We start from the raw sequence: 25,206 nt of genomic DNA on the forward strand, positions 1-25,206 counted from the left end.
CATGGGAAGTCCTTATATGAATCGGCAGCTGACTCTCAGCGCCGACTCATACAATCGTCATGGCACCCCTATGTCCGGAACGATGGCGTGAAACGCTCGTGACCACGCAGCCCCACCTGCAGGTATGCCTAGCAAGTTGCACGCGAAATCCGGAAGTTACTGAACTGTGCTGGTGAGCACGCTCGCATTGTCTTCACCCTGCCGTTCTCCTTGAAGTCGACAGATGACTCAGACACTTAATGTCAGCTTCTGGCCGATGCACAGCGTTGCATCGAGGACAACCAAGCCCCACGTAGTAACGTCCGCTCTCGACCGCCACCCCATAGCGGACATTCCAAGAAGTGCGGAAATTGGCATCGCCTTCCAAAGGACAATAATGCCCCCCGAGTCACGGAAGGCAGACAAATGGTGAAGACGGAGTTGACGTGCTCAAGGCGCAAGGGGCAAACGCTGGGCGCCAGTAACAATAGTGGTTCCTTCTTCATCCCGCAGCGCCCGCTCTAGCAAGGCCGCCACCTGTTCGCCCTGATCGGTAAAGATCAGCTCCATCGCCGTCCGGCGGCCAAGTGTTTCGATCTGCGCGTGAAACAGCCATTCCCAGATCGCCTTGCGGTCCGGTTCCAGGCGTTCGGCCAGAGTAAAGATGCGGCGGACTATTCCTCGGCTCATGACTCAGAAGGTGTAACTAAGTGCTGCGAAGTAGCTGATCGTGTGGTCGGCATCGACCATCGGGCTGTCTTGACCGCATTCGGCACAAGCGTGTAGCGAAGACCGCCAGTAGTCACCCACGAATGCGATAGCTTGTAGGTGGCGACAAGGCCCAGATAAGGCGAAGAGCCGCCGCCGGCGTGGTAAACAGGCAGGCCGCTACGCAATGCTTCACTGGCGCCGATGCCATAGTAGTAATCGTTCAATGCGCTGGTGTTGTAAGTCACGCCGCCAGTCGGCAGCAAGGTCAGCCTGCCTTCGATAATCGGGTAGGTATAATTGAGATCGACGGCGCTACCGCCACCGTGGCCGGTGAATTCCTTCTGTGCACTGGCCTGCACTACGCCCCAATCGGCATGATGCCGCCACGCTACGCCGGCCATGCCGGAGATGTCGCGATCGGAAAGGCGGCGCAGGCGCGGATCGTCGGTATCGTCATGCAGAAAGCGATTCCCCAGCGGCGAAGCAATAATGGAGAACTCATCCGAGCCCGTCTTGAACAAGCGATAGCCAATGGTTGCTCCTCGAAGGTAGAACGACTTGCCTTCATAGCTGACCATCGGGAGCGGCCACGCTTTGTTGCTGTAGCTGCGGTAAGGACTGGGGCTCCAGACGGCGCCGAGACCCAGGGTCCAGGTGGGGCTTTGCTGAGGCGCGGACTGGGCCCTTGCAGAGTTGCAGAAAGCGGTACAAAGCAAAACAGCCGACAGGCTGGCAAAACGTAATGATGCAGACGACATAGGCTGACAAAGACCAGAGAATCCAGACGACCGCTGATGTTGGGCACGGTACATTGCCTCAACATTGCGCCTGCCTCATGGAGGTGGATGTTAGAGTCGCCCCCCACGCAGCCATGCGTGATGCAAGGAGATACCAGCCATGCGAATCCTGCTGGTTGAAGACGAACCGGAAATGGCCCAGGCCCTGCGCACGGCATTGCAGCGTCATGGCATCTTGGCGGATATCGCGCCAAACCTGATGCAGGCCAACGAGGCTTTGCGCCAGAACGTACATGACCTGCTTCTACTGGATCGTCAGTTACCCGACGGCGATGGCGCCACCCTGATCCGGCTTGCGCGGAAGCATCAACCCGACCTGCCCGTCATCATGCTGACGGCGCGCGGCTCATTGGCCGATCGCATTGATGGCCTCGATCTCGGTGCGGATGATTATCTGGTCAAGCCGTTTGCCATCGAGGAGCTGCTGGCGCGCATTCGCGCCGTATCGCGGCGCCCGGCGCAACTGGCGCTGCCCACGGCAACAGTGGGCAACCTGAGTTTCGATTTCTCCGCACACGAGGTCTTCGTTGACAATGTGTTGCTGCAACTTCCGCGACGGCAATTGCTGGTTCTCGAAGCTTTATTCCTACGACATGGTCGCACTGTGCGTCGCGAAGTCCTGCAGGAGTCGGTCTACGACTTCAACGATGAGATCCAATCCAACGCGCTGGATGCCCATGTATCGAAGCTTCGTCGTGCCTTGAGTGAGGCGGGCGCACGTGCGGATATTCATGTGATTCGAGGCATTGGCTATCTGCTCAAGGAGCGTACCAATGAACGTGAAGAATAAATCGCTCACCCTGCAGTTGGCATGGCGGTTGATCGGTTTGCAAGTCGTGGTCATGCTCGGGCTGATCAGTATGTTGACCTACACGATATACAGCGGAGAAGTGTCTTATATCGACGAAAACGTTCCTCGCATGATGGCGAACAACTTGCGTGTCGACGATGCCGGCAACCTGGCATTTCGGAACGATGCCAAGCTGCGATCGCTTCTCCAAACCTCGCCTGGCTTGTGGTTCGTCATTGAGGATGAAAAAGGCCGTCGTATGACCCACGGCGAGGTTCCAAAAGTTTATCGCCCGCTGGCAGATTCACTGCCGCAGCTGCAGAGCGGAGAAGTTCACGCCAGCAGCCCGCCTTATGCGCTCGCCATGCGCATCTATACCGACAACACTCCGCTGGGTCGCGTTTATATCATCTGCGGAGGTGTGCCCACGACGAGTGCGGGCATCTTGTTCGCTTTGATCGTGGCTTACTTCGGCTGGCGCATAACATTGCCGATGGCATTGCTGACGTTGATTGTGGTGCCGTGGTTGATCCGTCGTGCCATGCGCGGTGTAGCCGAGGTGGCTGAGCAGGCCCAGGCGATCGATATTGACGAACGAGGTGCACGCCTTGCTGATCATGCCGTGCCGCGCGAACTGCAACCGCTAGTACAAGCGTTCAACGCTACGCTCGAACGCCTCAACGAAGGCTACAAAACCCGTGATCGTTTTCTGGCTGGCGCCGCGCACGAACTGCGTGCGCCCATCGCGATTCTCGAAGCGCGGATCGAAACACTCGAGGCTGGCGCCATGCGCACTCGTCTGCTCACGGACGTTGCGCGTTTGTCCAATCTGGCCGAGCAGCTGCTGGATCTACAGCGCCTCGGTAAACATGAGAGCAAGCTCGAGCCGCTCGACTTGGTGTCATTATCGAGTGAAGTCACCGCGGACGTCGCTCCCTTGGCGATAGGTGCCGGCTATGAGCTAGCGCTGGATGCGCCCGAGACGCCAGTCATGGTGATGGGAGACCCGCTATCACTTTCGCGTGTGTTGACCAACTTGATCCAGAATGCCGTCGCACATGGCGGCGGTCGCGGTCTGATCACAGTCGATGTTCACCCGGACGGCACGTTCGGTGTCAGCGATCAGGGGCCGGGCATTCCCGTGGGCGAGCGGCATCGCATCTTCGAGCCGTTCTATCGATTGCGCCCAAGCAGCACGGGCGCCGGGCTAGGACTGCATCTGGTGCAGGAAATCGTCGCGTTGCACGGTGGCCGGATCGACATCGTCGAGGCAGATGGTGGTGGTGCATGGTTTCGTGTACGGCTTCTGACCATCGCCGCGAGCGCAGCCGTGAGCGGCGTTGGTAGTACGGTAAGTACGGTAGGCCTTCGAATATAAGAAATGCGCAAAGATCTGTTTTCAGGCGGCTCTTGCGATATTTCCAAGCTTAATGCGCGAAGCACCAAAGTCTGTGCACGCTGTAGCTAACGTCCGCTTTCGACGGCGGTCTCAATCGTACATTTCGAACGAGGCAAAATCGGGATGACACGTCCATCGGCTATTCCTGAAACGAAACTGCAAGTCGTGGCTCTAACATCTGCCTAGGCCTCAAAGGTGCTAAGACTCAATCTTTCGCCAAATACCAGGCAGATGGCGAGGCGCGCTGTGGCAAACAGCAGACACGAAAAAGGGTGAAGGCCAACGACCTTCACCCTTCCCTGTATCGAACTAACTCGCTCACGCAGCCAGACCAAACCGCTTCGCCGGCAACGCATGCGACAGATTCGGCGCCAACGCCTTGCGCGCGTTATCGGCAGCGGCCCAGTCGGCGGCATCGGGCAGCGACGGCAAGGTGACCAGTTCGCCCTGGTCGTAACCGGCGAGCGCGGCGTCGACGAGATGCTCGGCGCTCATCACCATTTTCGATGGCAGGTTGCTTACCGGCAAACCCGCAATATCCCAGAACTCGGTGGCAATGGCACCAGGTAGTACGGCCTGCACCTTGATGCCTTTATCGGCCAGCTCGTGGTACAGCGATTGGGTGAAGGCCAACACATAGGCCTTGCTGCCACCATAGACGCCGTTCAACAGCTCCGGCGCCACGGCGACGATGGAGGAGATGTTGATGATGCCACCGCGACGACGCGCAATAAGGCCCGGCGCCACCGCCTTGGTGAGCCGAGTAAGGCTGGTGATGTTGAGCGCGATCATCGCGTCCATTTTGTCGGCGTCCGAATCGATCAGCGGTGCGGTGGCACCCACGCCAGCGTTATTGACCAACAAGCTGATGCTGACGTCGTTGCGCAGCACCTGCTCGACCGCACGCAGCTCAGCGGTGTTGCCCAGATCGGCAGCGATCACTTCGACATTGCGACCGGTATCGGTGGTGATGCGCTCAGCCAGCACGTTGAGGCGTTGGCGATTGCGGGCAATCAGGATCAGGTCGTAGCCGCGGCGGGCCAGACGATCGGCGTAGACGGCGCCGATGCCGGTGGAAGCGCCGGTGATGACGGCGGTACCCAGGGCTGAATTCTGATTGTGCGATGTGTGGCTCATGGCGCTAACTCCGAAGTGGTCGGCGGAATGCCGGCGTTGACGGAAGAGAGATTAGGCGCGCATGCTTATGTCATCAATGTCATATATCCAACCTTTTAGGACATTACAGGAAATACCCTTATGCAACGCATCGGCATCGTGCTTTTCCCTGGTTTTCAGGTGATGGGACTGGCTATGAGCTCAGTGTTCGAGTTCGCCAACCTCACGGCTGGCGAAAACCGCTATGACATCCACGTACTGTCGGAGCACGGCGGCCCGGTGCCCGGCTCGCTGGGTTTTGCGGTGACTACCGAGGCGTTCGCCAACCCACGGTTCGACACCTTGCTGGTCGGCGGTGACAACGAACCGACACCCGCCACGCCTGGCCTGCTCAACTTTCTGCGCAAGGCGGCCAAGGTATCGCGCCGCGTGGGTGCAACCTGCACCGGCGCCTTTGTGTTGGCCGCTGCCGGATTGCTGGACGGACGTCGCGCCACCACACACTGGGCCTACGCACGCACCCTGCAGCGCGAGTACCCCAATGTGATCATGGAAGAGGATCGCATCTTTATCGCCGACGGCCCGATCTGGACCTCGGCCGGCATGAGCGCAGGCATCGACCTGGCGTTGGCGATGGTGGAGAAAGACCTCGGTGCGGACATCGCACGACTGGTAGCGCAGAAGCTGGTGATCTATCACCGCCGCGCGGGTGGGCAATCGCAACACTCAGCCCTGCTGAAGCTGGAACCGAAATCCGACCGCATCCAGACCGCGCTGGATTTTGCGCGCCAGCATCTGCGCAGCGAACTCTCGGTGGAACAACTCGCCGAAGCCGCCAGCCTGAGCCCGCGCCAGTTCAGCCGCGCGTTTCGCGCTGAAACCGGGCAATCACCTGCCAAGGCCGTGGAACATCTGCGCGTGGAAGCCGCCCGCCTGATGATGGAATCGGGCCGTCACTCGATGGATACCGTCGCCCGTGACACCGGCTTTGGCGACAGCGAACGCATGCGCCGCGCTTTTCTACGTGCCTTCGGCCAACCTCCGCAAGTGATACGGCGTGTGACGCGGGAGCATGCGGCCGCGGTTATGGGATGAGCGTGTGAAACCATCGCTTGCCATGCGAAAGAACACCTATGGATAGCGTACGAACCACGCAGCCGCTTGATGCCGCAGCTCGGTCGCAGCTGTTTTGTCATCAGTCCAGCCATGCGGCATGCGAGGTACAAGAACAAGCCGGAGTCGCGCATCACCATAAGCGCGACGGTAATAAGGCAGCAACGCATCATGTAGCGCTATCGCTGGCTTCGATGTCAGCACAGTGTCGGCATCGCCCTGCACGATCAACAAGGCTGGTGGTGGATTGCCGCGCGCGATATCGGCGGCATGGCGAACGGCATCCGTTTCGTCGGCGAGTGCACGCGATGCCGGTGTCCAGGCATAGGGTCGATGCATTGCCCGCTGCAATGCATCGACAGAAGCGTTCAGCCCTGTGGATGCGTTGACCAACACCGCCGCACTCACAGCGACCTTGCCTTGTATCAGAGTGATAAGCGCCGCTGCACCGCCGCCAGAAAATCCAAATAGACCGATGCGCTGACCAGATGTCATGCAACCATGCTGCTCAAGCGCAGCGACGACCGATGACAACTCGTCAGCCGCACCGACCACTGCCGGCTCGAACAACAAGATGGCGAAGTCCCGCGATTGTCGGCGGGCAAGCTCCTTGTTGCCGCCTGCGGGCGCGCGGGCGCCGAACAACGGCAGGCCTGGATACACCTTCACCGCCGGCACATCATCCAGCGGCAGCGCCTCCATCAACGCACGCTCACTGGCCGGTGCACCGAAGCCGTGCCACAACACGATCGGCGGCCGCGAGATATGCCGCGGCACTCGCAGGATCGCCGGCACACCTGCCAGCATCGTGTCGACGGTGACGACAGCATCGCCAGCACGTTGGAGTTGCGCGCAGCGGAATGACCCGCCGACGCTCGTGATCTCGCGTATCTCCGGCGTCGTTGTGTCGGCCAAAGTGGTCATAACACAGCCGACCGCGCTGAACAGAAATACCCACATCAAACCCCGTGGCACTTTTTGCCATGTTCGCCGTGATGTCTTTTTCAACACGGTCTCTCCGAAGATAATCTCGCCGCAGAAATACCCGCATGCAGCTTACTCGTTTGCAATCGCGAATGATTTCCTCATCAAGACTGGAAGCACCTCGATGGCCGGAGCGCTGACTGAAGAGAATGGCGAATACGAGGCAGCTCATGGATTGCTGATCCGTGCCAATGGATACGGCGTGGCCATCATGCGGAGTCTGGATGACCTGGTAAGAAACAGCGCATTGCAACAAGGACGGCATGGACAGCACCATGGCGTCATTTTTCTGCGGTGGACCGTTTCGTCGTCATGCGGTAAGTCTCGGTTTTCTTCAGCCGCTGGTGTGGCGACCCGGCACTCGGCTCAAAGCCGCCACGCCAAACGAGCGAGCCTATAGCGTGTACAAAATGTCTGGCTACCACTCCATGCGGCCCGATGAAATACATCGATTGCGACTCTATCAAACCCATTGATAACCGACGCATACGGGTGTTTGATTCGCTTCTTGTGATCCACGTCATTCGGAATCTTTAATGCAACGATCGCAATGCTCGTTGTCTGGATACGGATCGTAGCCGAGGCATCTAGATATCCCATGATCCGTGAATTTCCGCTCGCCTATACGAATTTTTCCAGTTATCGACAGCGAATTTAATGGGTACTCTCAAAGACTGATGGTCAACGAGCATCACGTTCAATAAGGAATGCGACTTCGCGCACCATGACGATTTCAAGCGTGTGCTCTGATGATTAAGTTGTGCGTATTTAATCCTGGTTGGTGAATAAAATTTCATTCGCATTATTTTTCGCTGCTTGAACCGCAATAATTTACTACTGCTAAAAATCGGCTAGATAGTCAGGAACCGTCGTAATGACGGTGCACAGGGATGCGGAATCCAAAGCTGTGTTTTGTTTCGGGAGTAACGGGGAATCTGGATCGTCCAGGTTCAACGACCACAACACTTTCGCTACCACTGGGGAACATCTATGCAATCCAAGAAGATTTCTGGCGCACGTCAACTGCTCAAGATCGCGATTGTTGCAAGTCTCGTTAGTGCAGCCTGGATTCCCGCGGCGTTTGCCGCGCCAGCCGTCGCTGACGGCGTTAATCAAGCACAAGTCCCTTCGATGGTGCAGGCACAGGCCATTCAGAGCTGGCACGAAGACATCGTGCGCTCTTCGGCACCTGCGGAAGGCTGTTTTCAGGCCTCGTTCCCCAGCATTCTCTGGAAACAGGTGTCCTGCAGTCAGGTACAGTCATTTTCCCACCCACTGCCGCGGCATACGGATGCCCTGACGAGGCTTTCGGAAACCGCAGCGTCTGGTGGTACGCAGACCACTGGTAATGGTGATGACTATGCCATTGAGGTTTCTGGTCTGATCAGCAGTGCTACCGGAACCTTTCCGTCGGTCACCGGCGTAACTTCTGAAAAGAGCGTCGGCGTCGCTGCGTTCGGCGGTGGCGGCATCCTGGGAGCGAACGAATACACGCTCCAGGTGAATTCGAATTACAACAAAACCACCAGCGTTTGCAAAAGTCATTCGGGCTGCACGGTCTGGCAGCAATTCATCTATTCCCCGGATTACAGCACCAAGGGTAAGGCGGCCGTTTTCATCCAGTACTGGCTGATCGGCTACGGCGGTACCACCTGTCCGAGCGGATTCGGCAGCGACGGCTCCGGTGATTGCTACAAGAACAGCGCCGCCGTCACAGCACCGGATGTACCGGCCACCCAATTGGCTAACCTCAAGATCTCCGGCAGTGCCACCACCGGCGGCAATGACACGGTGGTGTTCACCAATGGCACCACGGCCTACACGCTTAGCGCGAAGGACAGCGTGCTGGATATCGCGAGTGTCTGGGACCAGACGGAGTTCAACGTTGTCGGCAACGCCGGCGGATCGGAAGCGGAGTTCAACTCCGGCTCATCGATCACGGTGAAGCTCGCGGTGAGCGACGGCAGCACTGCCACCCCGACGTGTGCTGCGAACGCCGGCTCCACCGGCGAGAGCAACAACCTGACTCTGGGCAACTGTACCGCCACCGGTGGAACGACGCCGTCGATCGAGTTCACCGAGTCGAACTAAGCACCACGCTCGACGTAAGCTGATGTAGAACAGGCGCCGAAAGGATCATCCCTTCTCGGCGCCTGTTTATATCCGACAATATCGTTCGGCAGTTCAGACGGCTAAACTTGGTGACTGCAGGTGACACCGAACTGCCAACCCGACGATTGCAATCCCGAATCGACCTCACATATCCCCACCGATGCTCGCCGCCACCTCGTACAACGCGCGGCTGATCTGGCCAAGCGAGTTGTGCTTCACCGCTTCGACCAATTGCTCGAACATGTTGCGGTGATCGCGACCGGTGTACCACGCGGACGCTGGCGCAACGGTTTGGCACAGTGCCTTTCAACACCCTGCTAGACTCCGTCGAACGACTTTAGATCCGGTTGTGTCGGGGGTACGGATGGTGCGGGATTTTCCACAATCTTGTTGAGGGTTGGGCTTAATGGCTATGCCGTTGTCATGGAAAATCGGTGCCGTCGTGGCCAGCTTGATCGTTGCCGTGCTTGCCTGGGATGGACTTTCCCAGTATCTCGCAGCGCGCCATGCCGATGAGATCATGCGCGACTCCGCTCGCATCGCCGCGCTGGACGCACAACAAGCCAAAGATCGTGCCCAGCAATACCAGGCACAGCTGGCAGCGGATCTGAAGCAGCAGCGTGAGGACATGTCCAACATGCATCAGGAAGTGATTGAGCAGGCCCAGCAGTATCAGGCACAGCAGGCCATACGCCTCAACCAGCAGAGGCAGGAAGAACTTCGCGTACAGGCAACTTACCGGCTGGACCGAAACCAGCATTGCGATGGTGGCATCGTCATCAACCACAACGGTTCGAGCTTTACACAAGCTGTCGGCAAGGATGGCCAGCCAATCCCATGCAAAGGTGACACGGCGACAGAGCCACTGCGTTAATCGTGCATCGCCATCACTGCGGCTGCACCAAGAATTGCCGACGACTCCGTTTTGCACTGACATCCGATCGAGTCTATATAAGAGAGGCTTGCTGACGACTCTATGAGCATCCCTCAACCCTCAGTCGCGAGCTTGGTGATAAACGAAGGCGGCGTTGGTTCCGCCACCGTGAACCACCGCGATCTGAATATTGAGATGTGCCATGGCTTCGAGGTAACGCGCATTGCCCAAGTGGCCTGTGATCAAGGGCGCAAATCCAGCACTTGCGGCGATATGTGCCACGACCGCATTGGCGGCAACGTCGTCGCCCGCAATGAATGCCGTGACAGGATGCCCCGCTCGCTCGATCCGATCTTCGACCATGATGTCGGCGAAGATCGTATTGAACGCCTTCACGAGGCGCGACGATGGCAGCAAACGAGCCAGTACTTCGGCAGCCGAATCGGACTCTCCTAGTGGCAGTGGCGACCAGTCATCGCGCAGAGGATTGGTCGCGTCCACCAAGACCTTGCCAACCAGAAACTGTGCAAGGCTCGGAAGCGTATTGGCACAGGCTTGATAGGGAATGGCAACGATCACTATCTCTCCATGGCACGCCGCATCTTCCAGCGACATGACGCGATAAGCATTGGCGGAGTGTGACTGCGTCGCATCGCGCAATCCCACCACCACATCGTGCCCCGCTTTCGTTAGCAGCTTGGCCAGACGACCGCCGAAGTTGCCGCCACCAAGAAATGCGATCTTCATGACTCATACCCTTCGATTGATTGTGAGTCTTCATGATCCCATCATGGTTTCCAACTTCAATTAGGTACCTGAAAGTAACCATGTCGAAGAAGATCATGCTGCCACCGGACGCCTTTCTGAAGGTTTGCCCATCGCGCGCGGTTCTGACGCGGATCGGCCAGAAATGGACCGTGCTGACGATGGTTGCGTTGCAGGATTCATCCCTGCGCTTTGGCGACATCCGGCGTCGTCTAGAAGGTGTTTCGCAAAAGATGCTTACTCAGACACTGAGGGCCATGGAGCGTGACGGCCTTATCGAGCGGGACGTGTACGACGAGCGGCCACTGCGTGTGGAATATGGCTTGAGCCCTCTTGCCCGCACCTTGTTGCCGCTTGTGGTCGAGCTGAAAGAGTGGGCGGAGCGTTCACTCAAAACCATCGAGACTCACAATCGTATTTTTGATCGCAAGTTTTCTCACTAAGACATGAGCACCCGTGCGTGCGTCACGCCGTAGTGCCGGGGAAGTCTCTTCAAAGCAGAATTAGGTACGCAAACCCGTTGGAGCGCGATATCGGCGACTGTCAGCCAAGCTGATGCGCAGCGAGTTGCCCGAGCCGCTTCAGCGCATGGTCGAGGCGCTCATTCCACGGCAAGCCACAGCTCAACCGCAAGCAGTCGGCGTAGTCTCCGCGACTCGAGAACAGCACACCCGGCGAGGTGCCTATGCCTTTCGCGAGTGCCGCCTCGAACAACGCGCTGCCATCACCGCCCGCTGGCAGCTGCAGCCAGAGCGACAACCCGCCTTGCGGTTCGCTGGCCCGAGTTCCGGCTGGCCAGTGACGCGTAACAGCTTCGTGCAGACGTTGTCCGTTGTCGGCCAACGTACGACGCAAGCGGCGCAGGTGCCGTTCGAGGTCGTGGCGTTGCAGATAGTCGGCGATGGCCAATTGCGGCAGGCTCGCGCTGCCCACGGTAGAGAAATATTTGGCGCGGATCAACGCATCGGTCCAGTTGCCACCCGCCAGCCAGCCGACGCGCAATCCAGGAGACAACGTTTTCGAGAACGAACCGCAGCTGATCACGATGCCGTGTCGGTCCCAGCGACGCAGAGGCGACGGCCGCTGACCCGACCAGGCCAGCTCGCCGTAGATGTCGTCCTCGATGACCACGGTGCCATGCTGCGCACAGCTTTCCAGCAACGCTTGCTTGTCGACGTCGCTGGTCAGACTGCCAAGCGGATTGTTGAAGTTGGGCACCACGATCGCGGCGCGCACCGTGTTCTGCTGCAGCAGTTGTTCCAGACGAGCGACGTCGATGCCCTGACCTGGAAGATTCGGCACTTCCAATACTTTCAGTTGTAACGCGGCAACGGTTTGCAAAATGCCGTGGTAAGTCGGCGTTTCCACCAGCACCACGTCGCCCGGCGCAGTGACGACGCGCAGGGCCAGATTGATCGCCTCCATCGCGCCGGCGGTGATCACGATTTCGTCCGGTGCTACCGCAGCACCCACTTGCGCATAGCGCTGCGCGATCTGTCGCCGCAGAACCAGATGACCTTGCGGCGGCGCGTAATCGAGCGCTGCCGACGCGCCATGCCGCAGACAGCGCGCCAGCGATGCGGTCAATGCCGATTGCGGCAATAACGCGGGAGTCGGCGTGGCGCTATGCAGTGGCAACAGATCGCTGCGGGCCAGCATGTCCAGAACATTCTGCAGTGCAGGATTACTGACGATGCCAGGTACGCGTCGCCTGGGTGATCGCGCCGTCGGTGGCTGCAGTGCCATCGCACGCACGAAGTAGCCCGAGCGTGGCCGCGCCACGGCCAGCCCTTCGCGCTCCAGTTGCAGGCAAGCCTGCACCGCGGTGGCGACACTGACGCCATGTCCCTGCGCCAGCTGCCGGATCGACGGCAAGCGCTCCCCGGCATGCAAGGCACCTTGCGCTATCTGCGTGCGCAGCTCACCGGCGAGGCGTTCGTAGAGAAGCACGGGCCCATCACCTATCTGTACTGGTCAAATTTCATCTTATCTGAATCTGTATCTATGGTGACGAGCTGCTTACGCTGACCTTCCCATCGCGAGGAAGGCTACATGACACCGACAACCGCTCACGACGGCGCACGCGCTGCGCTGCTCCAGCTCCTGCTTGGCGAACTGCTGATCGGGTCGGTAGGCGTCTTTGTCCACGAAAGTGGTCAGGATCCGGTCACGGCCGTGTTCTATCGCTGCCTGTTCGGTGGCCTGTTTCTGCTCGGCTGGGGGCTGATGCGTGGTCACCTTCACGGCTTGCTGCAGGAGCGCGTGCTGCTGCGCGGCGCCGTGCTCAGCGGCGTGCTGCTGGTACTCAACTGGGTAGCGCTGTTTGCCGGCATGGCTCGCTCATCGATCGGCGTGGCAACGCTGGTCTATCACTTCTTCCCGTTCGTGATGCTGATCCTGGCGGCGCTCGTGCAGGGAGAACGCACGCGGCCGACCGACCTCGCCTGGACGCTGCTGGGCTTCGCGGGCGTGGTGTGTTCGACCAACCCGGCACGCTTGTGGCGTGATGCCGACCCCGCTTACCTGATCGGCATCGGTCTGACCTTGCTCGCCGCCGTGCTATGCGGCGCGTCGCTGCTGATGTCCCGACAGATCGGCAAACAACGTCCATTCGCGCTGGTGATGATCCAGTGCTGGGTAGGCGTGGCGATGTTGGCTGGCTTCAGCAGTACAGGCGTGTTTCACACCGGCCCGCATTGGGGGTGGCTGCTGGGGCTGGGCGTGATTCACAGCGGTATCGTGTACGTGCTGTTTTATTCGGCTTACCCACGCTTGCCAGTGGTGACGATTGCCGTGGTCGCGTTCGTCTATCCGCTGGTGACGTTATTGCTCGACTACCTGATCTACGGACACCGCCTGGTCCCGATGCAACTCGCGGGTTTGGTATTAATTGTGCTCGGTACGCTCGGCGTCAATTTGAAGTGGCGCCTGGGTTGGCCACGGGGGCGAGGGGTTACACAGAATCCTTAAAGCTATAAATGGGAGGCCTGGACAAGGCCCCCTCCACGCCTCAGCTACACGTTGCGGCGGTATTCGCCAGCCACGTCAAGCTTTGTTCTTTATGTTTGCCTTGGACGTATTCAGTGCTACCGCAGCGCGAATGAGCGCTTTCAACGCCTTTTCATCGATCGTATCGTCTTCATGGAAATCGATCGCACGCCGGGTGTTGCCTTCGAGACTGGCGTTGAAGAGGCCTGAAGGGTCCGCCAGCGAGGCACCCTTGGCGAAAGTCATCTTTACGGCGTTCTTGTACGTCTCGCCGGTGCAGATGATTCCGTCGTGGTACCACACCGGCACCCCTCGCCACTTCCATTCCTCGACCACGTCGGGGACGGCCTGCTTGATCATCGCCCGGACCCGGGCGAGCGTCTCGCCCCGCCAATCGCCGAGTTCCTTGATCCTCGCATCGATCAACTGGGAGGGAGTGTCGCCTCCGCTTGCTTCTTTCGAGCCGCTCTTCTCGTTCTTCATGGTGGCTATCCCTTTCTTCATGGTTGCCGTCGCTCGCCCGTCAATAAGTATCCTCGCCAACCGTCTCGATGGCCTCGCGAATTGAACCGCGATCGCCAAACTTTCAGCCCCTATCCAACTCTCCTGCGATCCACAACTTCTTCGGTAACAATGACGGTGACCCCATCCACAGGAAACTGCCCAATGATCCAGCGTTTCGATACCGGCCACCGCATGTCCGAAATGACCATCCACAACGGCGTAGCGTATCTCGCCGGTCAGGTGCCTGAGGACACCAGCGCCGACATCGTCGGCCAGACCAGGCAGGTACTCCATGCCATTGATGGCCTGTTGGCGCTCGCGGCAACCGACAAGACGAACATCCTGCGCGCGGAAATCTTCCTGGCCGATATGGCCGATTTCACCGGCATGAACGAAGCCTGGGATAACTGGGTACCGCAAGGCGCTACGCCAGCCCGTGCCACGGTGCAGGCCAAGCTGGCCAAGTCGGACTGGAAAATCGAGATCGTGGTCACTGCCGCTGTGCCGTGATCGTGCGAGGTCATGCAGCTGCTGTGCTGTGGCGGATCGGCTGTTCATCGGCGCGATCGTCCCACGCGATACCGGAGTGCTCAAGTCCGTTGAGCAAACGGGTCCAGGTTTGTCAGACATTATTCCTGACACCTTTTGCCTGACCACCTTATTTGCGCTGAGTGTCCATTGCATTCGCGGCCGATGCCGGCTTGGCTCTGGCCGAGCGGAAGGCTAATTTGTCGAGCGTAACCAAGGGGAGCGCCGAAGCCACTGCACGATAGCCTGCATCATTGGGATGCAGGTGGTCGCCACTGTCGTAGGCTGGGAGCAATCGTGCGAGATGGGACGGGTCATGCAGAATCTGATCGAAGTCGAGTACGGCGTCGAAGTCGCCGCCATGGCGTATCCACGCGTTGACCTGCTGGCGAATGACATCCTTCGCGGGCGTTGAATAGCCGGGAATGGTGGCGTTTTCGAACGGGGGAATCGTGGTTCCGATAATGCCCAGGCCGTGTTGATGGGCTAACGTGATAAGGCGCCGATAGCCGGCGATCAGATCATTGGCATCCACCGATTGGCCTGGCGGCGCCAACCCGTGCAAGAAGCCAAGGTCGTTGCTACCGATACGCACAATGACGACCTTCGCGCCGGCCTGATCGAGCGCGTCGCGGGAGAAGCGCGCGAGTCCTGCCTCACCAAGCGCCGCACCGAACGTGCTGCCGCCCGGACTGCCATGCAACAGGCGGTTGCCGATAAGACCTGCGTTGAGCACGGCCATGTTCTGACCGGCTTGCTGCAGGCGCACGGCCAGGACATCCGGCCAGCGTCGGTTGGTATCGGCGGTGGAACCATCGCCGTCCACGGTGGAGTCACCAAAGGCGACCACGGCAAAGGTGGGCTGCGTAGCGACCACGTCCACGCCGGTGAGAAACGGCCACATATCGATGCGTCGAGCGACCGGAAAGTGCGCGGCCGCTGTGGCGTCACCTGGCCGCGATACGTAGCCGGTCTGCTGAGCGAGAATGTGGACGGTCGTGGCTACGGCGCCCTTCGGCAAATACAGGCTCACGGACAGGTCTGCCAGCGCGGGTACCTCCATGCGTGCGGGATCACTCAGCACCGTCGCATGCGCCGGCACCACGATGGATGTGCGTCCGCCAAACGTCAGCGCGCGGTCGAGGGCAGGATCGATATCCGCACCGCTCGTGCGACGGGCGATGTGCGCAACACCGATCGTCAGCGGTGCGTCGCCGTAGAGGTTGGACAAGTGGATACGAACTTGCGACCCGCCTGCGCTGACATGCACGATCAGGCGCAAGCTTTGGGCACGGTAATGATCGAGTGGACTCGGCAGTGGCGGTTGCGGGATAGCGATCCAGGTGCTTACCCAATCTGTCCCCGGGCGGGCGGCATCGGCACTAGCGACGCCTACCGACAAGCCGGTCACGAGTAGTACCAACGCAAGTCGCTTTAGCGCACGCAGCGTCCGGTGATAAAAGTGTTCTCCAGCTTGTTTCATCTGCGGCAACTCTTTCATTCGGGCCAGCTCACTCTGACATCTTTTCCGCTTCGCGTTTAAGACGCCGGCAACCGTTTGGCCATCAAAATCCAATTGCTTCTAGCAATTTCGGAGTGCAGGAGATGTTTCGCCGACTTATATATGCAACGTTTTTAAGCGCCGCTGTTCTTTCAGTGACTTCTTGTGCAGATGAATCTACTGAGAGAGAGCGCATTGTCGAAGCGACGCCGATCGGCGTGAGTTTTGCGAAAGTGCTCAGCTTTTGTAAAAGCAAATATGCGCAATGTAGTAGTTCTGAAACTGCAGGATATTGGAACCAAAAAACTAACAAGAGCGTCGGTGTTAAATCAATATCGTCTGTAACGGATCAGCACAGGTATCTGGTTTTTTTTCAAGCGATGACATCAGTTTATTGGGGCTTTGACAGGGATGGAAAACTGATCGACGTTTGGGTGCGCAAAGTTACAGACGCAATTTGACTTTAAGGCGGCGTCCCTCCGATCAAAGCGGGTCAGAGCCACTTCCGGCATAACCTGCAAGGGCTTTGACCCGCTTAGCTTGCTATGATCGGCCAGCACGGCGCGGGGGCGCCGATCATCAGGGAAGTGAAACCATGACGACACGATCCAAGGGACCGTTGGCCGGTTTTGGCTGGCTGAAGCGCGGCATCAGCGTGAGCTACCGCCATCCAAAACCGCTGTTCGGGGGTGCGGCCTTCCTGCTGCTGGCATGTCTGATGCCGTCACTGGTCACGCTACTGATGGAATTCTATTTGCTGCAGACGGGCACACAACCGAGCCCAGCCACCTTCGGTGGGATCATGGCCGTCTCCATGCTGCTCGGTCTACTGCTCGTGCCGCTCTACGCAGGCTATCTGCAAGTGATCGATGCGGCAGAGCATGGGCGACCGGCACGCGCACGCGCACGCGACATCTTCAAGCCCTATCGACAAGGCGAAGCATTGCGCGTGATCGGCTATGGACTGGCGCTCATTGTTGTCTACATCGCCATTTTGGCAATCGTCATCGCAGCGACGGGAGGCGGCATCGTCAGCTGGTACATGCAAGTGCTGACGGCACAGGCCAGCCATCAGCCGCCGCCAGCGTTGCCCCACGGCTTCGGAATCGCAATCGCACTGTTCGTGGTGCTTGGCATCTTCATGATGGGTTTCTACGCGATCAGCCTTGGCCAGGTCGCGCTGCGCCAGCGCAGCGTGTTCGGTGCCATCGGCGATGGCCTGATCGGCGCGCTGAAGAACCTGCTGCCGCTGCTGGTGTTTGCAGTGAGCCTCGTCCTTGTCTGGATCGTCGCAGCTATCGCCATCGTGATCGTTGCTGCCCTGCTCGCGCTGATTGGCAAGCTTGTCGCGACATGGCTGGTATTCGTGCTGATCGTTCCGCTTTACATCGCCTTCTTGCTCATGATGTTTACGGTGATGTTCGGAGTGATGTATCACCTATGGCGCGATGTGTGCGGCGACGACATCGTGGCCGGCATGGCTCTACCGATCGCCGCTTGATCCGCATTATCCGTTCCCATACGAAGGCGGCCACGGCCGCCTTCGCTATTTGCGCCCAATGCAAGGTGACATGCAAGAAAAAGCGGGCCGATTGAGATGGCCCGGTTAGCTTCTTTTTCCCTCATAAGGATACGAATCGGCCAGTACAACCTGAACCTCTCTGATTTGCGGCGGTTCCCATCGCGGTCGTTTGGGGGTACGGTCACCCTCCGTCTGACCGAAACCGGAGTCCCCCATGGCCCTGTGGAAAGAACCCGTCAAGACCACCACCACCGAAACGCCCGAAGCTACGGACCTGACGCACCGCGCCATCCCGGAGGCAAGACCCGAAGCGGAAACGCCGGTGCAGCCCGCATTCCGTTCAACGCCCACAGCCGCGCCCACACCGAACAAGCCCAAAACCGAATCGCTGATCGCGCCCGATATCACCATCGAGGGCAAAATCGAAGGTGCCGGCCATGTGCGCATCGCCGGCAACTTCAAGGGCGACGTCAACGTCCGCGGCGATCTCACCATCGAGCCCAGCGCCAAGGTGACTGGCAGCGTGCGTGCCGAGAAGGTCACCATCGCGGGCGAACTGATCGGCAACATCGAATCCGCAGTGCATGTGGAATTGCTGCAAACCGGCGCGCTCACCGGCGACCTGAAGGCCGGATCGCTCAGTGTGGCGGCAGGTTCGCGCATGCGTGGCCAGGCGGAGTTCGGCTGGGACGACGCCGCCGATGGCAACAGCGCACACAAGACCCTCGGACACGACGGCAAAACTTCGTGAGCAATGCGTCATCGGGCACGGCCGGGGCAACACGCATCTGCCCGCATTGCCGGGAGACCATCCTGGAAAGTGCGGGCGTGTGTCCCGCGTGCCGCCACAAACTGCGCTTCAGCGAACCCACCAATGCGACTGCGGCACCAGCGTCCACACCACTGCGCGTAGAAGGCAGCTTCCGCAACCCCGCCGACAGCGGTGCGTGGGAATACTCGATGGTGCTGACCATCCGCAACGAACGCGGCGAGGAAATCGCACGCAAGCTGGTCGGCGTCGGTGCCATGCGGCCAGACGAACAACGCACCTTCACGTTAAGCGTCGAAATGAATGCCGCCGTCGCTGGCGGCAAGCGCAGCACATGGCATTGATGTCTGCATCGCACTCTTAGCCGCTAAAGCTTGTCAGAGGCCGTTCCGAGCAGCCATCAACGAGTTGTAACCGCGCTACCCGATAAGCCGGTGCGTAATCGTCAGCCATACCCGCGGCTGGCTCAGAAACAGATACAGAGCCATCGTTTGACCGAGGACGCTCGCGGGGAGCGCGAAGCGATAGACGGGGTGGATGCGCCCCATCGTGAGCAGATCGCGCACCATCCCAAGCAGGATAAAGCTGTCCGCACCAACATAGACCCACTCGATCGGCGCGGTGGCTGGCATGATGCGAGCGAACGCCGCACCGGTAAGCCCGCAGGTGGCGACAAGCATCAGACGACGGTGGAACTCCGGTTTCCTGCGCCAATGAATCGCCAGTCCGAAGGCCGTGGCGAACGCGAGCATGTCGTAGAAAGAAAGCGCAAGAAACGCCGCATCATCGTCGCCATGATGGCCCGCCAAGCACCCCATCGCGATGGCGGTTGCAACACCGGCCACTGGAATGGCAGCACCGAGCACCGCACCCCACCATCCCAGCGCACGATGAAGTCTTGCATTGCGCTGACTGACCAGCGCAGTCTGGAGGATGAAAAAAATCACCCAGCCGGTGAAGATGGCCGCGTGAACATAAAGAATCACGGGGCGCGCGGAGCGCGGGTGCAACAGGCGTGTATCGATCGTCGGGCCGAAGCCGGCAACCACGACCGCAGCAACCAGCAGCGACATGACGAAGTAGAAATATTGATTCAAGAACTTTTCGAGCGTGACCGCCATCGTGCTGCTCCTGCCTTGAGTGCCGGTGCGGCTATGGCTTCTTCGCTGCATCCTGGGCAACCGCGGCTTTTTCCGCCGCTGCCTTGGCAGCCTCTGCCGCCACTACTTTCAGGTGCTCTGTATTCGCCTTCGCTTCGACCGCCTGACTGATGATGTGTATCCGGATCTCGTCACCGACTTGGGGCACGTATTCACCCAGGCCGAAGTCGGAGCGCTTGAGCGTCGCCGTCGCGTTGAAGCCGATCGTAGGTATGTTGCTCCTCGGATTTATACCGATCTTGTTGACGGTGACGTCGAGCGTGACTGACTTGGTCACACCATGCAGACTGAGCTCGCCAGTAACCTTGAGTTGACCGGGTGCGGTGCCCTTCTCGACCTTGGTGCTCTTGAACGTCGCGGTCGGGAACTTGGCTATATCGAAAAAATCTTCCGATCGAAAATCGTCGTCGAGATCCGGCACGCCTGTGTTCAAGCTGGTCAGCGGAATGGTGACCTTCACGGACGACTTGGCCGGGTCCGCCTGATCGAATTCCAGCGTGCCTTCGCCCTGACTGAATTGTGCGGCCGGACTTGAGAAGCCCAGATGGTTCCAGCGAAATACCCCTTGCGTATAGTTCGGTTCAAGCATGTAAGTGGTGGCATAGAGCTGAGCGGATGCGAGAGCAAGCGCGGCGGCAAACACGAAACGACGGATCATGAAGGGCTCCTTGGCTGAAGGGATAGCGACACGCTCGCGCCGGATGAATTCAACCAGCAAGCGACGGGTTACTATGTCCATGCAACTGCTCCTAAGTCCTGAAACGGCGCTGAAATACTTTGAAAACTTCTGAAAAAATGCATCACCGGTCGAGGCTGCACGTTTGAACGAATCACATTTGAACGGGCCAAATTTGAATGGATCACCTTTGAATGGATCAGCCGTGGTACCGCTGCGCATCGGCGACTGGCGGGTTGACCCGGCAGCCGGCCAGATCACGCGGATGGAGCAGGCCGTGCGAGTGGAAGCGCGCACCATGCGTTTGCTGCAGTGCCTTGCCGCGCATCCAGGCGAAGTCGTCAGCATCGACGAGCTGCTGGATCAGGTCTGGTCGGGCGTGATCGTGACGCCGGATTCTGTCTATCAGGCCGTCACGTCACTGCGCCGCCTGCTCGGCGACGACCCCAAGCGGCCGACCTACATTGCGACGGTGCCGCGGCTCGGCTATCGGATGGTGGCCGCGGTCGGCCCGTGCATCGAGCCGTTGCCGGCCGAGCCGACGCCGGCTGATTTGCTGCACGTCGACTTACCATTGGTGCCACCGCCCGGCGCGCATCGACGATGGGGCGCTGGGTTTCGCGCTGGTGCCGTGCTCATTCTCGTGCTCGCCGTTTCGCTGGTCGGCGTCAAGCTCGCGAGCAGGCATGGCAACGTGCCGCCGCCGCAGTCCATCGCCGTGCTGCCTTTTCTCGACCTCACCACGCAGGCAATGAACGAGGAGTATTTCGCCGACGGCATGACCGAAGAACTCATCGATGACTTGAGCAAGATTCCGGGGCTGCGAGTGCCTGGCCCGACATCCTCGTTCTACTTCAAGGACAAGTCATTGCCGGTGGCTGATATCGCGAAAAAGTTGGGTGTTGCTTATGTACTGGATGGCAGTGTGCGTCAATCCGGCAGCACCTTTCGGGTTGCCGCACGGTTGATCCGCGCGGACAACGGCTATGTTGTCTGGACTGAAACCTACGATCGGCCGTTGAACGATCAACCCTCGAGCAAGCAACCTCGGAGCGACATCCTGGCGATCCAGAAAGACATTGCCGCCGAGATGACAAAATCCATGCGCGTGGCTGTCAATAACACCGCATCAGACAGCCACCCCTGAGCCACCGCTTGTGGAAAAGGTGTTGGAAAAGTTATCAGGGACAATTTGGACGCCTGACACCTTTTCCTCGTGTTTTCTTGCTTGAGAAAGTGCACCTTGACCCTGATGCTCTGGACTCTACGACTTCGTCCAGCATGTGGCCATGTTCAACAAAATCAGAAACTGGCGCGTACGGCGCATCGTCGCTCGGCACCCGATCGCCGAATCGCTCTGGCGAGACGCGTTGCAGCGCTGTGCCCCAGCGCGTCGGCTGGGCGCTTCCGATCAGGCTGCGCTGCGCGTGCTGGCAACGTTGTTCCTGGAGAGCAAGTCGCTGGAACCGACCAAGGGGTTGCAGCTTGACGACGCCGACCTTGTCTTGCTCGCGACGCATGCTTGCGTACCCATCCTGAAACTTGGCATGAATTGGTACGACGGTTGGCGCAGCATCATCGTGTACCCGGACGCGTTCATTCCACGTCGTCCAAAAATCGACGCCGCTGGGGTGGTTCATCAGAGCGACACCCTATTGGCCGGTGAGGCATGGGGGCGTGGCCCGGTGATCCTGTCGTGGGCAAATGTGCTGGATGCCGGCAAGAAACCGGGGCGCAACGTGATCATCCACGAAATGGCGCACAAGCTCGACATGCTCAACGGGGACGCCAACGGCTTTCCGCCATTGCATCGGCGCATGGATCGCCGCGTGTGGTCGCAGGTCTTCTCGAGCACCTGGGATCGCCTGAAGGAGGAACAGCGCAACGGAGCCGAGCTGCCGATTGACCCGTATGCGCTTGAAAGCCCGGCCGAGTTTTTTGCGGTGGCCAGTGAACAATTTTTCGAGACACCGGCAACACTGCAAGAGCATTTGCCAGACGTCTATCAACAGCTCGAGCAGTTTTACCGGCAGCACCCGTTCTGAGCGTTCAGTGACAAACAATGAACCTCTCAAGGTTCTACAGGTAGCGTGGCTGCTGGTTCCGGTGATAGTTGAACAGCATTCCGGTGCGGGCTGAACAACGTGCCGGTGTTGGGTACCCTGCAGCCGTTGCCCAATTTTGACCATCCGAAAGATTCGCTATGGGTCGAGAGCGGAATTACTTCAAATACTTTTCAATCGTGCCGACAACTTGCCGACCCTGCAAGCTGGAGCCTTCGGGGTCGAAATGAATGTCATCCAAGTAGAGATTCGGATAACGCAGCATCAGTGCGTATTGATCGTCAACGGCGATAAGATCGCGATTCACGATTTGCAGTGCCTCAGCATTCCTCACCTTGATACGCTTATTTGAAGGACCAAGCGGATCGTCCTTTTTTACCGGAGTCGTGGATGCCCAAATGAGGTGGGCGCCGGAAGCGATCTTTCGAAGCGTCGCAACATAGCTCGGGAAGAATGCTGCGTACTCCTTTTCGGTATAGGACCAGCCGTGCATCCCGTTATTGAAATGAATTACGCTGAATTTCACGCCCTCCAACGCAGCGCACTCGTTCAACTGTATATCCAGGCGCGGATCTCCCAGGCTGGTTGAAGCAGCAAATAAGTAGACATTGGCTCTACCGCTGAGCTCTCGCTGCACCTCGGGGAAGTAGTTGCGAGTAATGGAATCTCCGACCAAGAGAACGTTCGGCAGCTGATGATCCACTTGGGTAGGCCTAACCGCCCAAGTCCATTCGATGACTTCAGGTTGAGAAGTTGACTGCGCCTGGCAGCACGCCGAAATGCACAAAAGTGTGCACAGACTGAGCGCCACCCATATCTTGCAATGATTACGGATCATTTTTTCCTCATGCGTCCGATGGATTGAGAATCCGCGTCAGCTACGCGTTTACAGTGATTAGCCTCACCACTTTTTCAATCCTATACGCAGCTCATACTGAGAGGCAGCACTAGCCGCATTCCATACCCTAGCGACGGCGTCCAAACGCGCTTCCGACAGGACTCCATGGGATGTCCGCTCCGAGTTGAAAGCAGACCTTAGGCTATCTTGCTAGTCAGTCCCGAAGACAGCGGAAGAGTCGATGGCTTCCAAAACAAGAAGTACGCCGCCGGAACGAAGTAAAAGAGGAGCCAATGGCCGGAGAAGCCGCGTAATTCATTTGCTTTGAGCGCAGTGAACTCCGTCGGGGTAAGTTCACGAATTAGCGCGCCATGCTCCATGAGGAGGTATTTCCCATTCTCCACGGTGGGATTGCCGCCTTCGGAATGGAGCAAGAACAAAGCAAAGTTGACAATCGCGTATACAAAGATCGCGCCCCCGAGCACAGCAGCCCACGGAGGCAAGCCTTTCGCCATGCTGAGCAAGGATTGATTGCCAACGAAATCCTTCCGGCTGAAAAAAACGAAAGGGCCGAATACAACGAAAACTCCAGCATGGAGAAGCCAGACAGAGGGAATAGATGACGCAATATCCACACCCATCAACGCCTCAACGTGCACCGCGAGCGAGATCAAAAAACCCGCCAAGGCAGCAAAACCTAGCGCGTACCGAAATAATTGAGTCATCGCATGTTTCCAATCTTTCTGCCTGCCCGCACATTGACCGCGTGCACCACACATCTCACCAACGGGTGGTAAGACCCCTTTCCTCCACGTGACTCTAGCTTCGGCCGGTTACCGTTACAACGAGGTCCGTTCCGGTCGAAAACGGCCACTTAGCGCCAGCTTATCCAAAGACACCTGCACCATGGCTAGTCAGTCGGATCGCAATCGCTTCACAACCTATGATTTCTTACGCAGCCAATTGTCAAAGAAGTCGAGCACACGCACCTTGTAATCGGCCCCGACGTATCCGTACAGGTCAACGTGCCTGGCTCCATGCACTACCCACAACTCCTTTGGTCCTTTCGCTGCATGGAACATCGCGTAGGATTCGGCAATGGTTGTGTCCCGATCGCGGTCACCCACGATCAGCAGCTTGGGCATTGCCAAATGGCCGATATGGTCAATAGGGCGTAGCTGGTCGGGATAAATGTCCAGATGAAGGTGCAAAGTAGATAACAGGAGAGGCGCTAGCCATGGACCCATAGGTCCAAGGTGTATAGCCAGCCGATCCTCCGTTGCCTGCCTGATCGTTGGATAGACCTGTTCCAGTACAACAGCGTCTGCATCCACATCAGGTTCGGCGAGAATCGTCGCAGCACCGCCCATCGATGTACCAATGATGCCTACGCGTTCGCCCGGCAGATGTTGGTGGAGATATCGCAGCGATGCCTTCACGTCCCCCGCCTCGCGGTAGCCGAAAGTAATCGCTTTACCGGGACTTTCACCCGATGCTTGGAAGTCGATCAATAGCACCGCATAGCCAGCTGCATGCAGGAACCTAGCGCGATTGACCATGGCCCGCCGGTCCGCGCGAACACCATGAAGCAAGAGAACCGCACCTTGATTCTTGGTACCCGCGACAAACCAACCGTGGATGGGCTCACCCTCTGCATCAGGAAACATCACTGCCTGAGCGGCGAGGTCAGGGGGTGGCTGTCCAATGGGGCTTTGGCTGGGACCAACGAGAAGTGAACCGGCTATCCACACACCAACAAGCGCCATAAGTGCAATCAGCACCAAAAGAGGAAGCCATTTCACGCGTCGTACGTTATGGGCCATAAGCTATGTGAACCGACGATCCATGTTTCTGAGCCCATAATTTACATCGAGGATCGCATTCGATTGGGGACATTTGGCTGCCAAGATCATGTCCGCTTTGCGTCGAAAGTGCGCCTAACAAAAATGCCAGTACACCCGTTTGTCAGCAATCAGCCCCTTCGGGTGCCGGTCGGGATCAGCGCCCTGTGCACGCC

General features: G+C 58.6%; 27 protein-coding genes and 1 pseudogene. 15 read left to right on the forward strand and 13 right to left on the reverse strand.

Annotation, left to right across the window (positions count from 1 at the left end):
• Positions 1 to 429 precede the first annotated feature (429 nt).
• Together HDE79_RS06710 and HDE79_RS06715 are read right to left on the reverse strand one after the other, a co-directional pair.
• Positions 430 to 669 (reverse strand): hypothetical protein, encoded by a 240-nt coding sequence (locus HDE79_RS06710; RefSeq protein WP_184601190.1) that lies wholly within the window; start codon positions 667 to 669, stop codon positions 430 to 432.
• The gene (locus HDE79_RS06715; protein WP_343205920.1) at positions 666 to 1,502 is read right to left on the reverse strand and encodes a MipA/OmpV family protein; all 837 of its coding nucleotides are present in this window, start codon (positions 1,500 to 1,502) and stop codon (positions 666 to 668) included. Before HDE79_RS06715 ends, HDE79_RS06710 begins: the two co-directional genes overlap by 4 nt.
• An 85-nt stretch (positions 1,503 to 1,587) precedes the next feature.
• Here HDE79_RS06715 and HDE79_RS06720 point away from each other — a divergent pair, with 85 nt between their 5' ends.
• Together HDE79_RS06720 and HDE79_RS06725 are read left to right on the forward strand one after the other, a co-directional pair.
• Positions 1,588 to 2,277, forward strand: a complete 690-nt coding sequence (locus tag HDE79_RS06720; protein ID WP_184601192.1) for a response regulator transcription factor — start codon at positions 1,588 to 1,590, stop codon at positions 2,275 to 2,277.
• Positions 2,261 to 3,655 carry a HAMP domain-containing sensor histidine kinase gene (locus HDE79_RS06725; RefSeq protein ID WP_184601193.1) on the forward strand — a complete coding sequence of 465 codons (1,395 nt, stop codon included), beginning with the start codon at positions 2,261 to 2,263 and terminating at the stop codon, positions 3,653 to 3,655. The genes HDE79_RS06720 and HDE79_RS06725 overlap by 17 nt, the downstream gene beginning before the upstream one ends.
• A gap of 339 nt (positions 3,656 to 3,994) precedes the next feature.
• On the opposite strand, the gene HDE79_RS06730 is transcribed toward HDE79_RS06725, so the two are convergent.
• Positions 3,995 to 4,813 carry an SDR family oxidoreductase gene (locus tag HDE79_RS06730; protein ID WP_184601194.1) on the reverse strand — a complete coding sequence of 273 codons (819 nt, stop codon included), beginning with the start codon at positions 4,811 to 4,813 and terminating at the stop codon, positions 3,995 to 3,997.
• 120 nt (positions 4,814 to 4,933) lie between these two features.
• Here HDE79_RS06730 and HDE79_RS06735 point away from each other — a divergent pair, with 120 nt between their 5' ends.
• Entirely contained in the window at positions 4,934 to 5,887 is a 954-nt protein-coding gene (locus tag HDE79_RS06735; RefSeq protein WP_184601195.1) for a GlxA family transcriptional regulator, read from the forward strand.
• A 36-nt stretch (positions 5,888 to 5,923) separates the two neighbouring features.
• Here the strand turns inward: HDE79_RS06735 and HDE79_RS06740 are convergent, their stop codons facing one another.
• On the reverse strand, positions 5,924 to 6,829 hold the full coding sequence (locus tag HDE79_RS06740) for a prolyl oligopeptidase family serine peptidase (RefSeq protein ID WP_184601196.1): 906 nt from the start codon (positions 6,827 to 6,829) through the stop codon (positions 5,924 to 5,926).
• Between HDE79_RS06740 and HDE79_RS06745 the strand changes: the two genes are divergently transcribed.
• The 3 genes from HDE79_RS06745 (at position 6,810) to HDE79_RS06755 (ending at position 9,875) form a co-directional block, all read left to right on the forward strand.
• Positions 6,810 to 7,289, forward strand: coding sequence for a hypothetical protein (locus HDE79_RS06745; protein ID WP_184601197.1), 480 nt, complete (start codon positions 6,810 to 6,812; stop codon positions 7,287 to 7,289). The genes HDE79_RS06740 and HDE79_RS06745 overlap by 20 nt on opposite strands.
• A gap of 590 nt (positions 7,290 to 7,879) precedes the next feature.
• Positions 7,880 to 8,980: a hypothetical protein gene (locus tag HDE79_RS06750; protein WP_184601198.1), complete on the forward strand. Its 1,101-nt coding sequence runs from the start codon at positions 7,880 to 7,882 to the stop codon at positions 8,978 to 8,980.
• A 427-nt stretch (positions 8,981 to 9,407) separates the two neighbouring features.
• A complete protein-coding gene (locus HDE79_RS06755) occupies positions 9,408 to 9,875 on the forward strand; it encodes a hypothetical protein (RefSeq protein ID WP_184601199.1) in 468 nt (155 codons plus the stop codon).
• Positions 9,876 to 9,995: 120 nt separating this feature from the next.
• Here HDE79_RS06755 and HDE79_RS06760 read toward each other — a convergent pair whose 3' ends face one another.
• Entirely contained in the window at positions 9,996 to 10,622 is a 627-nt protein-coding gene (locus HDE79_RS06760) for an NAD(P)-binding domain-containing protein (RefSeq protein ID WP_184601200.1), read from the reverse strand.
• 80 nt (positions 10,623 to 10,702) lie between these two features.
• Between HDE79_RS06760 and HDE79_RS06765 the strand changes: the two genes are divergently transcribed.
• Entirely contained in the window at positions 10,703 to 11,083 is a 381-nt protein-coding gene (locus HDE79_RS06765; RefSeq protein ID WP_221440068.1) for a helix-turn-helix domain-containing protein, read from the forward strand.
• Positions 11,084 to 11,183: 100 nt separating this feature from the next.
• On the opposite strand, the gene HDE79_RS06770 is transcribed toward HDE79_RS06765, so the two are convergent.
• Positions 11,184 to 12,590 (reverse strand): PLP-dependent aminotransferase family protein, encoded by a 1,407-nt coding sequence (locus HDE79_RS06770; RefSeq protein ID WP_184601201.1) that lies wholly within the window; start codon positions 12,588 to 12,590, stop codon positions 11,184 to 11,186.
• 102 nt (positions 12,591 to 12,692) lie between these two features.
• On the opposite strand from HDE79_RS06770, the gene HDE79_RS06775 reads away from it, so the two are divergent.
• Positions 12,693 to 13,610 (forward strand): DMT family transporter, encoded by a 918-nt coding sequence (locus HDE79_RS06775; RefSeq protein ID WP_184601202.1) that lies wholly within the window; start codon positions 12,693 to 12,695, stop codon positions 13,608 to 13,610.
• 75 nt (positions 13,611 to 13,685) lie between these two features.
• Here HDE79_RS06775 and HDE79_RS06780 read toward each other — a convergent pair whose 3' ends face one another.
• Positions 13,686 to 14,111 carry a DUF1801 domain-containing protein gene (locus HDE79_RS06780; RefSeq protein ID WP_255488315.1) on the reverse strand — a complete coding sequence of 142 codons (426 nt, stop codon included), beginning with the start codon at positions 14,109 to 14,111 and terminating at the stop codon, positions 13,686 to 13,688.
• Between the two features lie 183 nt (positions 14,112 to 14,294).
• Here HDE79_RS06780 and HDE79_RS06785 point away from each other — a divergent pair, with 183 nt between their 5' ends.
• Positions 14,295 to 14,642 carry a RidA family protein gene (locus HDE79_RS06785; RefSeq protein ID WP_184601204.1) on the forward strand — a complete coding sequence of 116 codons (348 nt, stop codon included), beginning with the start codon at positions 14,295 to 14,297 and terminating at the stop codon, positions 14,640 to 14,642.
• A gap of 148 nt (positions 14,643 to 14,790) precedes the next feature.
• Here the strand turns inward: HDE79_RS06785 and HDE79_RS06790 are convergent, their stop codons facing one another.
• Positions 14,791 to 16,143 (reverse strand): SGNH/GDSL hydrolase family protein, encoded by a 1,353-nt coding sequence (locus tag HDE79_RS06790; protein WP_184601205.1) that lies wholly within the window; start codon positions 16,141 to 16,143, stop codon positions 14,791 to 14,793.
• Between the two features lie 122 nt (positions 16,144 to 16,265).
• Between HDE79_RS06790 and HDE79_RS06795 the strand changes: the two genes are divergently transcribed.
• The 4 genes and pseudogenes from HDE79_RS06795 to HDE79_RS06810 all read left to right on the forward strand — a co-directional run bounded on the left by HDE79_RS06795 (position 16,266) and on the right by HDE79_RS06810 (position 18,796).
• Complete coding sequence (locus tag HDE79_RS06795; RefSeq protein ID WP_184601206.1) at positions 16,266 to 16,622, forward strand: hypothetical protein; 357 nt, start codon at positions 16,266 to 16,268, stop codon at positions 16,620 to 16,622.
• Positions 16,623 to 16,756: 134 nt separating this feature from the next.
• Complete coding sequence (locus HDE79_RS06800; RefSeq protein WP_184601207.1) at positions 16,757 to 17,662, forward strand: hypothetical protein; 906 nt, start codon at positions 16,757 to 16,759, stop codon at positions 17,660 to 17,662.
• 403 nt (positions 17,663 to 18,065) lie between these two features.
• Positions 18,066 to 18,434, forward strand: a pseudogene (locus tag HDE79_RS06805) (polymer-forming cytoskeletal protein); the annotation flags it as partial.
• Positions 18,431 to 18,796 carry a hypothetical protein gene (locus HDE79_RS06810; protein ID WP_184601209.1) on the forward strand — a complete coding sequence of 122 codons (366 nt, stop codon included), beginning with the start codon at positions 18,431 to 18,433 and terminating at the stop codon, positions 18,794 to 18,796. The pseudogene HDE79_RS06805 and the gene HDE79_RS06810, both read left to right, overlap by 4 nt.
• 75 nt (positions 18,797 to 18,871) lie before the next feature.
• Here HDE79_RS06810 and HDE79_RS06815 read toward each other — a convergent pair whose 3' ends face one another.
• Both HDE79_RS06815 and HDE79_RS06820 read right to left on the reverse strand, forming a co-directional pair.
• Complete coding sequence (locus HDE79_RS06815; protein ID WP_184601210.1) at positions 18,872 to 19,573, reverse strand: hypothetical protein; 702 nt, start codon at positions 19,571 to 19,573, stop codon at positions 18,872 to 18,874.
• Between the two features lie 31 nt (positions 19,574 to 19,604).
• Positions 19,605 to 20,351 carry a YceI family protein gene (locus HDE79_RS06820; protein WP_255488316.1) on the reverse strand — a complete coding sequence of 249 codons (747 nt, stop codon included), beginning with the start codon at positions 20,349 to 20,351 and terminating at the stop codon, positions 19,605 to 19,607.
• 127 nt (positions 20,352 to 20,478) lie between these two features.
• On the opposite strand from HDE79_RS06820, the gene HDE79_RS06825 reads away from it, so the two are divergent.
• Both HDE79_RS06825 and HDE79_RS06830 read left to right on the forward strand, forming a co-directional pair.
• A complete protein-coding gene (locus HDE79_RS06825; protein ID WP_221440069.1) occupies positions 20,479 to 21,435 on the forward strand; it encodes a winged helix-turn-helix domain-containing protein in 957 nt (318 codons plus the stop codon).
• Between the two features lie 142 nt (positions 21,436 to 21,577).
• Positions 21,578 to 22,333 (forward strand): M90 family metallopeptidase, encoded by a 756-nt coding sequence (locus HDE79_RS06830; RefSeq protein ID WP_184601211.1) that lies wholly within the window; start codon positions 21,578 to 21,580, stop codon positions 22,331 to 22,333.
• A gap of 175 nt (positions 22,334 to 22,508) precedes the next feature.
• Here the strand turns inward: HDE79_RS06830 and HDE79_RS06835 are convergent, their stop codons facing one another.
• The 3 genes from HDE79_RS06835 to HDE79_RS06845 form a co-directional block, all read right to left on the reverse strand.
• Entirely contained in the window at positions 22,509 to 23,054 is a 546-nt protein-coding gene (locus HDE79_RS06835; RefSeq protein WP_221440070.1) for an SGNH/GDSL hydrolase family protein, read from the reverse strand.
• A 332-nt stretch (positions 23,055 to 23,386) separates the two neighbouring features.
• A complete protein-coding gene (locus HDE79_RS06840; protein WP_184601213.1) occupies positions 23,387 to 23,914 on the reverse strand; it encodes a hypothetical protein in 528 nt (175 codons plus the stop codon).
• A gap of 216 nt (positions 23,915 to 24,130) precedes the next feature.
• Positions 24,131 to 24,991, reverse strand: coding sequence for an alpha/beta fold hydrolase (locus tag HDE79_RS06845; protein WP_184601214.1), 861 nt, complete (start codon positions 24,989 to 24,991; stop codon positions 24,131 to 24,133).
• Positions 24,992 to 25,206: the final 215 nt, after the last annotated feature.

This window comes from Rhodanobacter sp. MP1X3, from assembly GCF_014207165.1.
Lineage (GTDB): Bacteria > Pseudomonadota > Gammaproteobacteria > Xanthomonadales > Rhodanobacteraceae > Rhodanobacter.